Origin of the sequence: Tropicimonas sp. (assembly GCF_047971885.1) — a bacterium.
Classification (GTDB): Bacteria; Pseudomonadota; Alphaproteobacteria; order Rhodobacterales; family Rhodobacteraceae; genus Tropicimonas.
In genome coordinates, this window is the sequence record NZ_JBKEAE010000099.1 from 1 (window position 1) to 13,982 (window position 13,982).

The 13,982-nt window shown below is 66.4% G+C and carries 9 protein-coding genes and 1 tRNA gene; 3 read left to right on the forward strand and 7 right to left on the reverse strand.

What is annotated here, in order from left to right; genetic code table 11:
* The coding region (locus ACK5IR_RS08925; protein WP_416928027.1) for an aldo/keto reductase at positions 1-754 on the reverse strand (754 nt) is incomplete at its 3' end.
* Positions 755-923: 169 nt separating this feature from the next.
* On the opposite strand from ACK5IR_RS08925, the gene ACK5IR_RS08930 reads away from it, so the two are divergent.
* Positions 924-1,799 (forward strand): AraC family transcriptional regulator N-terminal domain-containing protein, encoded by an 876-nt coding sequence (locus tag ACK5IR_RS08930; protein WP_416928029.1) that lies wholly within the window; start codon positions 924-926, stop codon positions 1,797-1,799.
* A gap of 6 nt (positions 1,800-1,805) precedes the next feature.
* On the opposite strand, the gene zapE is transcribed toward ACK5IR_RS08930, so the two are convergent.
* On the reverse strand, positions 1,806-2,921 hold the full coding sequence (gene zapE, locus ACK5IR_RS08935) for a cell division protein ZapE (protein ID WP_416928072.1): 1,116 nt from the start codon (positions 2,919-2,921) through the stop codon (positions 1,806-1,808).
* A 144-nt stretch (positions 2,922-3,065) separates the two neighbouring features.
* Between zapE and ACK5IR_RS08940 the strand changes: the two genes are divergently transcribed.
* The gene (locus ACK5IR_RS08940; protein WP_416928031.1) at positions 3,066-4,328 is read left to right on the forward strand and encodes an MFS transporter; all 1,263 of its coding nucleotides are present in this window, start codon (positions 3,066-3,068) and stop codon (positions 4,326-4,328) included.
* A gap of 222 nt (positions 4,329-4,550) precedes the next feature.
* On the opposite strand, the gene ACK5IR_RS08945 is transcribed toward ACK5IR_RS08940, so the two are convergent.
* The 3 genes from ACK5IR_RS08945 to ACK5IR_RS08955 all read right to left on the reverse strand — a co-directional run bounded on the left by ACK5IR_RS08945 (position 4,551) and on the right by ACK5IR_RS08955 (position 7,354).
* Positions 4,551-5,510 carry an acetyl-CoA carboxylase carboxyltransferase subunit alpha gene (locus tag ACK5IR_RS08945; RefSeq protein WP_416928033.1) on the reverse strand — a complete coding sequence of 320 codons (960 nt, stop codon included), beginning with the start codon at positions 5,508-5,510 and terminating at the stop codon, positions 4,551-4,553.
* Positions 5,511-5,608: 98 nt separating this feature from the next.
* On the reverse strand, positions 5,609-6,568 hold the full coding sequence (locus ACK5IR_RS08950) for an L-malyl-CoA/beta-methylmalyl-CoA lyase (protein ID WP_416928035.1): 960 nt from the start codon (positions 6,566-6,568) through the stop codon (positions 5,609-5,611).
* 117 nt (positions 6,569-6,685) lie between these two features.
* Positions 6,686-7,354, reverse strand: coding sequence for a zinc-ribbon domain-containing protein (locus ACK5IR_RS08955; protein ID WP_416928037.1), 669 nt, complete (start codon positions 7,352-7,354; stop codon positions 6,686-6,688).
* 242 nt (positions 7,355-7,596) lie between these two features.
* Here ACK5IR_RS08955 and ACK5IR_RS08960 point away from each other — a divergent pair, with 242 nt between their 5' ends.
* Positions 7,597-8,322 (forward strand): lysophospholipid acyltransferase family protein, encoded by a 726-nt coding sequence (locus ACK5IR_RS08960; RefSeq protein ID WP_416928039.1) that lies wholly within the window; start codon positions 7,597-7,599, stop codon positions 8,320-8,322.
* 5 nt (positions 8,323-8,327) lie between these two features.
* Here the strand turns inward: ACK5IR_RS08960 and ACK5IR_RS08965 are convergent.
* Both ACK5IR_RS08965 and ACK5IR_RS08970 read right to left on the reverse strand, forming a co-directional pair.
* A tRNA-Trp gene (locus tag ACK5IR_RS08965) sits at positions 8,328-8,403 on the reverse strand.
* Between the two features lie 190 nt (positions 8,404-8,593).
* On the reverse strand, positions 8,594-13,609 hold the full coding sequence (locus ACK5IR_RS08970; protein WP_416928041.1) for an autotransporter outer membrane beta-barrel domain-containing protein: 5,016 nt from the start codon (positions 13,607-13,609) through the stop codon (positions 8,594-8,596).
* Between the last annotated feature and the right edge of the window lie 373 nt (positions 13,610-13,982).

Consider the following 13,982-nt stretch of genomic DNA (forward strand, 5'->3'; position numbering starts at 1 on the left):
AGGCGTGCTCCCTGTCGACCGGCGGGAAATCGAAGGTGGTGCGACGGTCATCGCCGGCCTTGCCCTCACGGTCGTATTTGCCCGACAGGAAACCGCCGGCCAGCGGACTCCAGACCATCAGACCGATATCCTCGGACATGAGCATCGGCACGATCTCGCGCTCCAGCCCGCGACCGGCCAGCGTGTAATAGGCCTGCAATGAAACGACCGGCGCCAGCCGGCGCATCTCGGCGATGCCGACCGCCTTCATGATCTGCCACGCCGCCCAGTTGGACAGGCCGATGTAGCGGACATGCCCCTGCCGGACGAGCGTGTCGAGCGCCTCGAGCGTTTCGACCATGGGCACTGCCGGATCGAACCCGTGGATCTGATAGAGGTCGATATGATCCATCCCCAGACGGGTCAGACTCGCCCTGGCCTGGTCGAGGACATGCCCGCGCGAAGCGCCGCGCGCATTCGGCCCATCGCCCATCGGCCCCATCACCTTGGTGGCAATCACCACATCCTCGCGCCGCACGCCCAGATCCCGGATCGCCCGGCCGAGGATGCGTTCGCTTTCCCCGCCCGCATAGACATTGGCGGTATCGATGAAGTTGATCCCCGCGTCGAGCGCTGTGCGGATCAGCCCGTTCGCCTCTTCCTGTCGCAACCGGCCGATATGGCCCCAGATGCCGTCCGAGCCGCCAAAGGTCATGGTACCGAGGCAAAGCTCCGAAACAAAGAGGCCGCTGTGGCCCAGCCGACGATAGCGCATGCGAAGGTCCCTTCCGAAAGCGGCGGCACCATGCCGCTCGCGTCTTGTCCCGAAGATGGGCCGGCGGGCGGGTGCGGCGCGACGCCGATCCTCGCAAAATCCTGCCCGATTCTCTCAATCCCCGCGATGAGTGTTTGGATCGCAGGTCAGGCGGGGCTAGACAGGCCCCATGCAGACAAACGGATTCGAAGACCTGAAGATACGCGCGCTGGGGCTCTGGCAGGCGCTCGGACGCGAAACGCCGGTGCCGGGGCTGGTGGTATCCTCGGCCACGGCGCCGAGCGGACCGTTCCATGGTGTCTACCAACCCTCGCTCTGCGTGGTGCTGCAGGGTGCCAAGGTCAGCTATCTGGGCGCACACCCCTACCGCTACGATGCCGGAAAATGCCTGATCGCCTCGCTCGACGTTCCAATCCGGGCCGAGATAACCGATGCCTCGCCCGACATTCCGTATGTGGCCATAGCGCTCGGTATCGAGCCGTCGGTCGTGGCGGAACTGCTGCTCGAACAGGACTGCGGGGAACCCCCGACTTCGGCGGCACTTGGGGTACATCCGCTGCCGGACGAACTGCACGATCCGCTGCGCAGGCTGCTCGCCCTGCCCGAGCGGCCCGGCGATATCCCGGTTCTCGCCCCGATGATCCGGCGCGAGATCGTCTGGCGCCTGCTCAGCGGACCCCAGGGCACGGCACTGCGCCAAATCGGCCTCGCCGACAGCAGGATGGGGCGGATCGGCCGCGCCACCGCATGGATTCGCGACCATTTCACCGAACCGCTGAGCGTGCCGCATCTGGCCGCGCTCGCCGCGATGAGCCCCGCGACCTTTCACCGCCATTTCAGGACCGCGACGGGCATGACACCGGTCCAGTACCGCAAACGGCTTCGCCTGCAGGAAGCGCGGCGGCTGCTGCTCGACGGGGCGGATGTGGCGCGAACAGGCTACACCATCGGCTACGAGAGCGCATCGCAGTTCAGCCGCGAATACCGGCGGCTGTTCGGCGCCCCGCCCGGCCGCGATATCGCCGCGATCCGCGCCTCGGCCTGAGGTGGATCAACCGGTGCCCGCAGCGACGGACCGGTCGCCGACACCCCAGTCCAGCGCCTGCATCTCGCGCAGGCGGCTTGCGGTGCGTTCGAATTCGAAGCTGCCCTCGCCTTCGAGATAGAGCATCCCGGGTTCGGCCGCTGCGGAACAGATCAGCCGGACCTTCGCCTCATAGAGCGCGTCGATCAGGATCACGAAGCGCTTCGCCTCGTTGAAATTCGACCGCCCCAGACAGGGAATGTCGGTCAGCACCAGAACCTTCACTACCTCGGCAATGGCGAGATAATCCGCCGGCCCCAGCGGCCGCCCGCACAGATCGAAGAACCCGGCCCGCCCGACACCGTTGCGAAAGGCCGGGATTTCTACCGGCCGCGCCTTGACGGTCAGCACCAGCGGCGGCGCGTCTCCGCCCGTCAGGTCATCCCATATCCGCTGGATCGCCTGGCGCGCCGCGTGATCGTTCGGGGTGAAATAGACCGGCGATCCGGCCAGCTTTTCCTGCCGGTAATCGGTATCCGAGGCCAGTTCACGCACCACCATCCACGCTTTCAGCATGTCGATGAACGGCAGGAAAAGCTGCCGGTTCAGCCCGTCCTTGTAAAGCTCGTCCGGCGCCCGGTTCGAGGTTGTCACCACCACCACACCCGCCGCGAACAGCCGCTCGAACAGGCGGCCGACGATCATCGCATCGGTGATGTCGGTGATCTGCATCTCGTCGAAGCAGAGCAGATCGACATGGGCGATCACCTCGTCGGCGACGGGAACGATCGGGTCCCGCACGCCGCGCTTGCGGGCCTCGTGGAAACCGGCATGGACCTCCTGCATGAAGGCGTGAAAATGGACGCGCCGCTTGCGGTGGGTGCGAACCGCCTCGAAGAACAGATCCATCAGCATCGACTTGCCGCGTCCGACCCCGCCCCAGAGATAGAGCCCGCGTACCGGCTCCGGCTCCCCGGATTTCGAAAAAAACCCGCGCAGCCCGCCGCGGGGGCGCGGCTTCGCGTGGCCAAGCGCGCGCCGTACGCGCTCCAGCTCCGGCAGGGCAGCAAGTTGCGCCCGGTCCGCCGCCAGCAGCCCCCCGGCGACACGTTCGTCGTATATTTCTGTCAGCGATCGGGTCATCATCGATGACTTATGCGGCGGCGGCGGATTTGAAAAGCCGAACCCGCACCGGCAGACGCTGCGGCGAACCGTCAAGCTCCCCTTATGGAACCCATCAGGAAATCTCGCTTGACCGGACCCCTGCACCTCTGCAACGTCCGGCGAATGAGAACCCGTTCCCCCCTTGTCACGCCGGTGCTTGTCGCCGGATGTCTCGTCATCCTGGTGAGCTTCGCCATCCGCGCGTCCTTTGGCGTATTCCAGATCCCGATCGCCGGGGAATTCGGCTGGCTGCGGGCCGATTTTTCGCTCGCCATCGCGATCCAGAACCTTGCCTGGGGAATCGGGCAGCCTGTCTTCGGTGCGCTGGCCGAACGGTTCGGCGACCGCAAGGCAATCCTGCTCGGTGCGCTCAGCTATGCGGTGGGGCTGACCGTTTCGGCCTATGCGACCACCCCGGGCGAGCACCAGTTGCTGGAAATCCTCGTCGGTTTCGGCGTTGCGGGAACGGGGTTCGGGGTGATCCTCGCCGTGGTCGGCCGCGCGGCAAGCGACGAGAACCGCTCCATGGCGCTGGCCATCGCCACCGCTGCGGGATCGGCGGGGCAGATGGTCGGTCCGCCGATTGCCGAATGGATGCTGTCGTTCATGAACTGGCAGCAGGTATTCGTCGCCTTCGCGGCGGCAATCCTTGCGGTAATGCTGGTACTGCCGATGATGCGCAGTCCGGCGCGCGCGGCACCTGCATCGGGCCAGCAGGACATGGGCACCGCCGTTCGGCGGGCGCTGCGCGACCCGTCCTTCACGCTGATCTTCCTGGGCTTTTTCAGTTGCGGCTACCAGCTTGCCTTCGTGACGGCCCATTTTCCGGCCTTCGTCACCGAGATGTGCGGCCCGATCCAGACCGGCGGATTGCTCGACAGTCTCGGGATATCCTCCACCGGCATTCTCGGGGCCGCCGCCATCAGCCTGATCGGGCTGGCCAATATCGGCGGCACGCTGCTGGCCGGCTGGGCGGGCAAGCGCTGGAGCAAGAAATACCTGCTGTCGGGCATCTATGCCGCGCGGACGGTGGTTGCTGCCGCCTTCATCCTCGTGCCGATGACTCCGGCCACGGTGCTGCTGTTCTCGGCCGCGATGGGAACTCTGTGGCTGGCCACCGTGCCGCTGACAAGCGGGCTGGTGGCGCAGATCTACGGGCTACGGTACATGGGCACGCTTTACGGCATCGTCTTCCTGTCGCACCAGATCGGTTCGTTCCTCGGCGTCTGGCTCGGTGGCCGGATGTACGACATCACCGGAAACTATACTGCGGTCTGGTGGGTCGGGGTCGGGGTCGGCGCCTTCTCGGCGCTGATCCAGCTTCCGATCGACGAACGCCCGATCGACGAACGCGACGACCCGGACAGCGCGGCGCTGGCGGCCTGAGAGCAACGGCCACAAAGACCGAGCGCTCTTATAATCCGGCAGAACTTTGCTGCCGTTCGTATGAGGCGCAAGCGGCGCGAGCTCCGGACCGGAGGCTGGCGCAGCAACATATGTTCGTGGCGCTTTATGCCAGCCACATCCGAGCGACATCGGAGCAATGTACCGACATCGACCAGGCGTATTTCACGGACGTCTCAAGGGGCTCGATGCCGTTCCGGCTGTCTACGCGGCAAGCCCTTTCGACCCGAGCCCGAGGTATTTGCGGCGCCGGTCGGCAATCAGCGCCCTGCGGTCCATCCCGTCCAGCCCCTTCAGCATCGACCGGAGGGAATCGCCGACACGGTCCACTGTCTGCGGCCGGTTCCGGTGCGCCCCGCCAACGGGTTCGGGCACCACAAGGTCGGTCACCGTAAGTTCCTGAAGGTCCTGCGCCGTCAGCCTCAGCGCCTCGGCGGCCTCGCGCATCTTGTTGGCGTCCTTCCACAGGATCGAGGCACAGCCCTCGGGCGAGATCACCGAATAGATCGAATGTTCGAGCATCGCCAGACGGTTGGCGGTTGCAAAGGCAACCGCCCCGCCCGAGCCGCCCTCGCCGATGATGACCGATACCAGCGGCACGCCGATGGTCAGGCATTTCTGCGTCGACCGGGCAATCGCCTCGGACTGGCCACGTTCCTCCGCCCCCTTGCCGGGATAGGCGCCGGGGGTATCGACCAGCGTCACCACCGGCAGGTTGAAGCGGTCGGCCAGATCCATCAGGCGGATCGCCTTGCGGTAGCCCTCGGGGCGGGCCATGCCGAAATTGTGCTCGATCCGGCTGCCGGTATCGCTGCCCTTCTCGTGACCGATCACCACCACCGGGCGATCGTCGAACCGGGCCATCCCGCCCAGCACCGCGTGATCGTCGGCAAAGTTCCGGTCGCCGGCAAGCGGCGTGTAATCGGTGAACAGCCGGTCGATGTAATCCTGGCAATGCGGGCGGTCGGGGTGGCGCGCCACCTGGCATTTCTGCCAGCGCGACAGCTTGCCGTAGAGATCCCTGAGCATCGTGGCAGCCTTGGCATCGAGCGCCTTCGCCTCGTCCTCGATATCCATGTCGGGATTCGCCCGGGCCATGGCCCTGAGTTCCTCGGCCTTGCCTTCGATTTCGGCCAGAGGTTTCTCGAACTCGAGATAGTTCATGCACCGCTCCGTTTCTGCTCGGCTCCATATGCGCGCGCCGGGGACGATTTGCAACTCGGGCGGGCACATCGGGCCCGGCGCCGCACGCGCAGGAAGCGTCAGTTGCCGGCGATCAGCGCGGATTGCCTCACGATCACCTCGGCCTGCTTGATCGAGGCGATATCGACCAGCCGCCCCTTGTAGACGGTGGCGCCGGCACCCTCGGCGCTGGCCTTTTCCATCGCGGCAAGGATTTCCCGGGCCTCGGCGACGGCCGCTTCCGATGGGGTGAAGACCTGGTTGGCAAGCGCCACCTGCCTGGGATGGATCGCCCATTTCCCAACCATGCCGAGCGTGGCCGAACGCAACGCCTGTGCACGATAGCCGTCATCGTCGGAAAAATCGCCGAACGGGCCGTCGACCGGCAGCACGCCGTGGGTACGGCAGGCCGCGACAATCGCCGCCTGGGCCCAATGCCACGGATCGGACCAGTACTTTGCCCCGTCGCGCAGCATGTAGTAATTCTCCTGCGTGCCGCCTATGCCGGTGGTCTGCATGCCCATCGAGGCGGCGAAATCCGCCGCGCCCAGGCTCATCGCCTCCAGCCGCGGCGAACTGGCGGCGATCTCCTCGACATGGGCGATGCCGGCGGCGCTTTCGATGATGACCTCAAAGGCGATCGGTCTGGAGCGCCCCATGGCAGATTCGATGGAAGTCACGAGCGCGTCCACGGCATAGACATCGGCCGCGCAGCCGACCTTGGGGATCATGATCTGGTCGAGCCTGTCGCCCGCCTGCTCCAGCAGATCCACCACGTCGCGGTACCAGAAGGGCGTATCGAGCCCGTTGATCCGCACGCTCAGCGTCCTGGCGCCCCAGTCCACATCGCCGATCGCCTGAACGATGTTGCGGCGCGCTTCGGCCTTGTCGTCCGGTGCAACGCTGTCTTCGAGATCGAGGTTGATCACATCCGCCGCGCTGGCCGCCATCTTTTCGAACAACGCCGGGCGCGAACCGGGGCCGAAAAGCTGGCAACGGTTGGGGCGGGCGGGCGCGGCGGGCTGGATGCGGAAGCTCATGTCAATCTCCGGCAAGGATGTTTCGGATTCAATCGCGTCCGGGATAGATAATTGCGTCCCGACTGACAAGCCGCTTTTCGCATCGGCAGCATGCCATGCCGCAACGCAGCGCGCGCGTCAGTCGCTGTCCGCGATCGCGGCGACGGTACGATCGAGCCACAGCCGCCCGGAATCCACCCCCGCGACATAATCGTCGAGCGGCCCGGCGAGCGATGGAACCGCATCGCCAATCCGCTCTGCCTTCAGATAGACCAGCGCCAGCAAACCGAACACCGCCAGAGCGACGAAAAAGCCGAACCAGAACCCGCCGCGTCTTTCCGCCGGGGCCGATACAGGTGCCGGCGCGGGAGCCGGTGTCGTGGCTATCGGCGCATCGGCGGCATCTTTTGCCACGGACGGTTCGCGCCCAACCGCCACCGCCATATCCGAAGCCGCAGGGGCGGCTGCCGGCGCTTCCGGCGGCGCGACCGCGGCGGGAGCGGGGCCGGGTTTCTCACCCCGTCCGATGCGCTCCAGCCTGCGGGCGGCCTGCTCGCGCTCGGCCTCCTCGCGCAGGATCGCCAGAACATTCGGGTCGACGGCCCGGCGCGGAACTGGCTGCGCCATCGGCTCGTCCGCCGCTTCCGGGCCGTCCGGTTGCGAATCCGCCGGTACCCCGGCCTTCTCGTCCGGCCGGAAATACCAGATTTTCCGGCATGAGGAGCATTGCACCTCGCGCCCGGTCTCGGGGATAACTCCCGGATCGACGGCGTATCGCGCCCCGCAATTCGGACAGATCAGCCTCACGTCGCCCCCTCGACCCGGGCGCTCCGCCGCCCCTTGTGCGTTCCCGGCGGACTGTGGCGCAGCAACGGGCAAAACTCAATGGCCCGGGCGCCGCACCCGGCCGTTGAAACCCGCCCGGCGCTCGGGCAGAAGGAAACGGCAATGATTTGGAAAGATCCCTTTGGCCGGGACAAACGGCGCATCCCGCCCGGCAACCATGCCGGGCGCCCCTGCCCTGTACGAATTGCAAGAGACGAGCCGACATGCTGCAATATCTCAGATCGCTGATCTTCATCGTCCAGATGTACCTGATGATGGTGCTGATGGCGCTGGCCTTCACCCCCTTCGTGCTGATCCATCGCCCGCTCGCCTTCACCGCCTGCCGGACCTATTGCCGGTGGGTCCGCTGGACGGCCGCGTGGATGATCGGACTCCGCTCCGAGGTGCGCGGAGATACACCGACCGGAGAATGCCTGATCGCCTCCAAGCACCAGTCGTTCTTCGACATCATCATGATCGTCTCCGAAGTTCCGCGACCGAAGTTCATCATGAAGGCCGAGTTGCGCTGGGTGCCGATTGTCGGCTGGTACGCGATCTGGATCGGCTGCGTGCCCGTCGACCGCGGCAAGCGGGGCCGGGCCATAGAGGAAATGAAACAGCGCGTCGAAGCCGGCCGCAGCGCGCCGGGCCCGTTGATCATCTATCCGCAGGGCACGCGCGTCGCGCCGGGGGCGCAACTGCCCTACAAGATCGGCTCGGGCGTGCTGTATGAGCAGCTTGGCCAGATCTGCGTTCCGGCGGCGACGAATGTCGGCGTGTTCTGGCCGCGCCGGAACATCCTGCGCAAACCGGGGCTTGCCGTGGTCGAGTTCCTTCCGGTAATCGAACCGGGCCTGCCGCGCGACACCTTCATGGCGGAACTGGAGAGAGTCGTCGAGGAAGCCTCGAACCGGCTGATGGAGGCGGCTGGTTTTCATGCGGCGCACTGAGAAAATGGCAGGGGCAGCAGGGTTCGAACCCGCGACCTACGGTTTTGGAGACCGTCGCTCTACCAGCTGAGCTATACCCCTACGGCCGGAGTTCTGTAGGTTCTCCGGCCCAAAGCGTCAAGCCAATATCGAACGGCTGGATGCGGGGAAAGCGGCCCATCCGGCTGCGAATTTCCACATCCAGCCCGGTCACCGGAATCGGCGAACTACCGGTCGCGTCGACGCGGCATCCCCGTGGGCGAAGACGATACGACACCATGTGACCGCCCCCTCACCATTGCATGCGGAATCCGAGCGAAGCCCCCAGAGTGTAATTGTCCGATGGGCGGTCGAAAGCGGCGCCGAGATCGGCCTCGCCATAGACGGCAAACATGTCGTCCCTCCACCGATAGGAGCCGCCCAGCGACAGGCTGCCCCAGAGCCCGTCGCCCGCCTGCGCGAAATCGACCCCCCCGGCTCCGGTTCCGCCGGACACGTTCACCCGCGCGCCGTCCAGAAATTCGTTGTACAGATCGACGGAGCCATACAGGCTGGCCCGGCTGATCGTGCCGTTCCTGTCGGGCCGGGCATATTGCCGTTCCATTCCAAGCCCGAGACGGCCCGTCAGGCCGGTGCCATCCTCCAGCGTCACGCGCGCGCCGAACGCATCCCGGAACGTATCGAAATCGACACGGGAATAGACCAGTTGCGCCTGCGGGATCAGCGTCACGCTCTCGGTTACGGGAAACCTTCGGCCGGCCTCGAGCGACACCGCATAGCCGGTTGCGTCGTTCCCCCGTGCGTGTGTCTGGCCGCCGGTAGAGCCGGACGAGACGATATCGGCATCGGACCGGATGTGCTGCGCCTGAGCGTCGACATAAAAACCGTTCGCTCCGAACCAGGTCAGCGTGCCCAGCACGCCATATCCGGCCGCACGAATCCTGCCGTCGCCGAATATCGAGTCCACATCGGCAACGGCGCGTCCGTACCGGATGCCCACCCCCGCCACCAGCACCGAACCGTCCGCCGCCTCGAACAGCGGCATGTCGGCCCCCAGTTCCACCCGATAGCTGTCGATATCCGGCCGCGCCGCGGTCGTCGAGGTCGGGGGCCTCAGTCTGGTCGCGGCACCGTCGACATTGATCCATGCACCCCGGACGAGCCGGTAGCCGTCTTCCGCATGGGCCGCCACAGAGCCGCCAGCCCGACCTTCCACGGCCTGCGTACCGTTCCAGTACCGGCTGCCCATGCGCTGCCGCAAGGTGCCGATACGGTTGAGAGAGGCCAGAACGGCCGGATAGCTTTCGTAGAGCGGCGTGCCGGGATTGTAGCGCGGTGTCGGTTCAGGCGGTTGCGGGGGTTCCGGTGGTTCAGGCGGTTCCGGTGGCACTGGTTTCATCTGCGAGCGCAGATACCAGTCGCCATCGCCCGGCGCGCCGGCGCCGTTCTTCTCCAGCGTGTAGGTATAGGCGCCCGCGACAAGGGCCGGTTCCCCCTGAGGGGTCGTGGCATTGCCGATCAGCCGGAAGGCGCCGTTGGACACGCCGCCGACATCAATCAGCCGGATACCCCGGACTGTCCTGGCGCCGCCTCCGCCCGTATTGGTCACGTGGACCTGCGTCGATCCCGAAGTATCGCCGCTGACGATCATCATATCGGTGGCCGAACTGTCCCCGCCAAGCACCGTATCCATATGGAGCGCACCGCCGCCTGCATAATTGCCGCTGATCCGCAGCACATCGCCGGCAGCCCCGTCGCCAAGGTCGATCGAACCGGCATTCGAGACGGCGCCGGTCACGCTGGCCCCGCCCGCCGAGGCATCGAAGATACCGCCCGAGGCGGTGCCGAGGTTGCCGGCCAGGGCAAAGCGCGCGGGGGCGACAAAACGCCCGGAACCGACCACGGAAAGACCGGTTGCGGGATTGGCATCGCCGATGGTCAGCACGGGATCGGACCAGGTGACCGTTCCGCCGTCGATCCTGATCGCCTCGAAATTGGCGAACTGGCCGAAGCCGGCCGTCATCGTCAGGTTGCGGAAAACCGTCGTGTCGATGAAGCCATCCGCCGAGGACGCGTCGTCGCCCCCGTCGAACTGCGTCACCGCACTGAAATCGCCGCCGGCCAGCACAAGCGTATCGCTGCCGTTGCCGAGCCGGATATCCCCGGCGGCCGAGGAACCGGACAGGAGGCTGAGCGTCGCGTCGCCGTCGCCGTCCTCAACGGCCAGACCGGATGCCGCGCCGATATCGGCACCGCTTTCAAGCGCGATGTCCACCACCGAACCGGGCGGGCTGAGGGTGGCGATACCGCTTCCCGTACCACCCCGGATCGTTCCGTCGACCGTCACGGCGGTTGCACCGCCGCTGTCGTTGGTTGCCAGAATTGCCGTTCCGGTCGCCTGCACGGCATTGGCGGCGATTGTCAGGGTGCCGGACGTGCTCCGGCCGGTGGCCTGAATGCCGTTGCCGCCGCTTGCCGTTATTGCCCCCTCGGCGGTGATCGCGGTATCGCCGCTGCCCCAGTTATCGGCGTGGATACCCATCGTTCCGGCCTCGATCGCATCCCGGGTACGGATGGTCAGATCGCCACCGCCCGCCCCAAGCGGATTGACGATGCCCATGTCGACCTCGCTCTGGTCGACCTGGGCGTTCATCGCCACGATACCGATATCGCCGCTGCGGATCGTGCCGGACACCTCGATATCGGTGGCACCCGTGCCCGATGCGACGGCAAACATGCCGTATCGGCCGGCCCGCAACCGGTTGGCGTTGACCCTCAGGTCTCCGGCCGTCGCGGCGGTATTGGTGAACATGATGGCATCGTTCGCCGTTCCCGTGACGATTCCGCTTGCGGTCAGGCTGGCGGAACCGGCGCCGCCGTTGCCAAAGCGCACCCCCCAGAGGCCGCCGGCGATATCGGTGCCGGAAATCGACACATCGCCCGATCCGGCGTTGACCCCGGCGATGCCGTTCTCGCCCGATCCGGCAACCGGGCCCGTCGCGGCGATGGTCACACCGCCGCTGCCCTGATTATCGGCAACAATCCCGCTCTGCCCGCCGGTCACGGACACGGCAGAGATCGCCAGATCCGTGCCGGCGGCACTGTTCACCGCGTCGATCCCGATCTGGCCCGTGCCCTCGACGGCGCCGCCAGCCGCCACGGAAAGCGCGGCGTCGCCATAGTTGCGGGCATAGATGCCATGCTGCCCCCCCGTCGCCGAGGCGGCCGAGATCGTCAGGTCCGTACCGGCGGGGCCGTTTTCGGCAGCAATCCCCGCCAGGCTTGTCCCCTCGGCGGGACCGCTGACGGTGACGGCAAAGGCGCCATCGCCATCGTTGCGGGCGTTGATGCCGAACTGACCGCCGGTCACAGCACCAGCAGAGATCGTCATCCCGGTACCGGCGATGCTGTTGTAGGCCATGATGCCCGCATTGGACACCCCCTCGACCGTGCCGTCAGCGGTGGCGGAAAACGCGCCGCTGCCGTAATTCCACGCATAGATGCCGTAGCGGCCGCCGGTCACCGAAGCGGCGGAAATGGTCAGATCCGTGCCGGAACCGCTGTTGTTGGCATCGATTCCCGTCTGCCCCGTCCCCTCGACCATTCCGCTGGCAGAGACGGAAAGCGCCCCGGTGCCGGAATTCCGCGCGTTGATGCCCCGGCTGGCGCCGCTCACCGAAGCCACCGAGAGCGTCAGCCCGGTGCCGGCGGCGCTGTTGTCGGCATCTATGCCGTTGAGCGCGGTTCCGGTGACGACCCCGGTCGATGAGACGGAAAGCACGCCGCGGCCGTTATTGTCGGCGAAAATGCCCCGTCGCCCGGAAACACTGGCGGCAGAGATCGTCAGATCGGTGCCGGTATTGCTGTTGACGGCATAGATGCCGCTGGTGACGCCGGTGGTTCCGTTCGCGACGACAGCGCCGCTTGCCGAGATCGCAAGCGCGCCGGTTCCCCGGTTGGCGGCATTGATGCCCCGGTCTGTGCCGGTCACCGAAGCGGCCGAGATCGACAGGCTCGTGGCGGTGCTGCCGTTGTCGGCATAGATGCCTTCGAGGCTGGTCCCGGTCACCATGCCGGTCGATGTGACGGAAAGCGCGCCACGGCCCTCGTTATCGGCAAAGATGCCGCGCCGCCCGCTCGCCGAGGCGGCCGATACCGTCAGGTTTGTCCCGGCATTGCTGTTGCTGGCGAAGATACCGTCGCCGCTGGTTCCGCCGGTTACCGTTCCCGTCGCGGTGACGGAAATCGCGCCGGTTCCATAGTTCCGCGCGACGAGGCCGAACTGCCCCCCGGTCACCGAGGCGGCCGAGACCGTCAGGTCGGTACCGGCAAGGTTGTCGGCGCTGATACCGTAATTGGCGGTGCCGGTGACGGTCCCGCTCGCCGTGACGGAAAGCGCCCCGCTGCCCGCGTTCCGGGCAGCGATGCCAAACTGCCCCCCGGTTACCGAGGTTGCGGAAATCGTCAGGTCCGTGCCGTTGATGTTGTTGACATCGATGCCGTTGGTGGCTGCGGTAACGGCTCCGGTCGCGGTGACGCAAAGCGCGCCACTGCAGGCGTACTGGGCAAAGATGCCACGGCGCCCGCCGCTGACCGACGCGGTCTCGATCGTCAGATCGGTACCGGCAGCGCTGTTATTGGCGTCGACACCGTTGTTGGTGGTCCCGGTTACCGGCCCGTCCGCCACAATGGATAGCGCGCCGCTGCCGGAATTGCGGGCGAAAATGCCATAATTTCCGCCTGCGACGGATGCCGACGAGATCCTGAGCCCGGTGCCGGCGGCGCTGTTGCCGGCATCGATGCCGGGGTAGTTTGTTCCGCCGGTAACGGTGCCGCTCGCAGTGACGGAAAGTGTGCCGCTGCCGAAATTCTGCACGTGGATGCCCCGCTGGGCACTGGTCACCGTCGCGGCGTCGATGGTCAGATCCGTACCGTAGTTCAAGGCCCGGATGCCGGACTGGGTAGTACTTTCGATCACCCCGGTGGAAGTAAGCGAAAGTGCGCCGCTGCCGGTGTTGTTGGCGAATATGCCCCATGCCGGACTGGTGATCGGCGATGCGTTCTCGTCGAGAAAGGTAATATCGGTATTCGATGCCGTGTTGGTCAGCGTGATGCCGTTTCCGCTGGCCGTGCTCAGCCCGAAGCCCGGGCTGGTGGTGACCGACAACGCCCCGCCCGGCGCAGAGACCGGGGATTGCGTCGTATCCGCACCCGCCGGCCCCGAACAGATCCATATGCCGCTGCCGGGCGCGCTGACGGCGCAACTTCCCGCCTGCGCCCCACCGCCACAACCGGTCAGAACCGCCATGCCTGTTGCCGACCACAGCCCGAAACGAACCAGACCGGATGACAGCCGGACGGCTGCGCCCTTCCACCCGACAGCCTGTCCGCCGCCAACGCACCGTCCGTCAGGAGAACAGGGTCCGCCACCCCCGAACGGCCCGAACCCCGATGCCCCCGTCGGGCATGGAACCGGACGCCACCGTCGCCGGGCTTTTCGCGCTACTCCCATGGCTCCCCTCCTGGAGTATGTCGGAGACATTGAAGCATCGCATCCGGTTTGTGAAAGAAAAAAGAGACTCCGGCAATATCGGGAAGCCAGACTGTTCCGCCCCGGCATCAGTCGGGCCGGGCACGGCCGAAGCCGCCCGGCGCAGGCCGCGGACTGCCCCGGGTGTTGG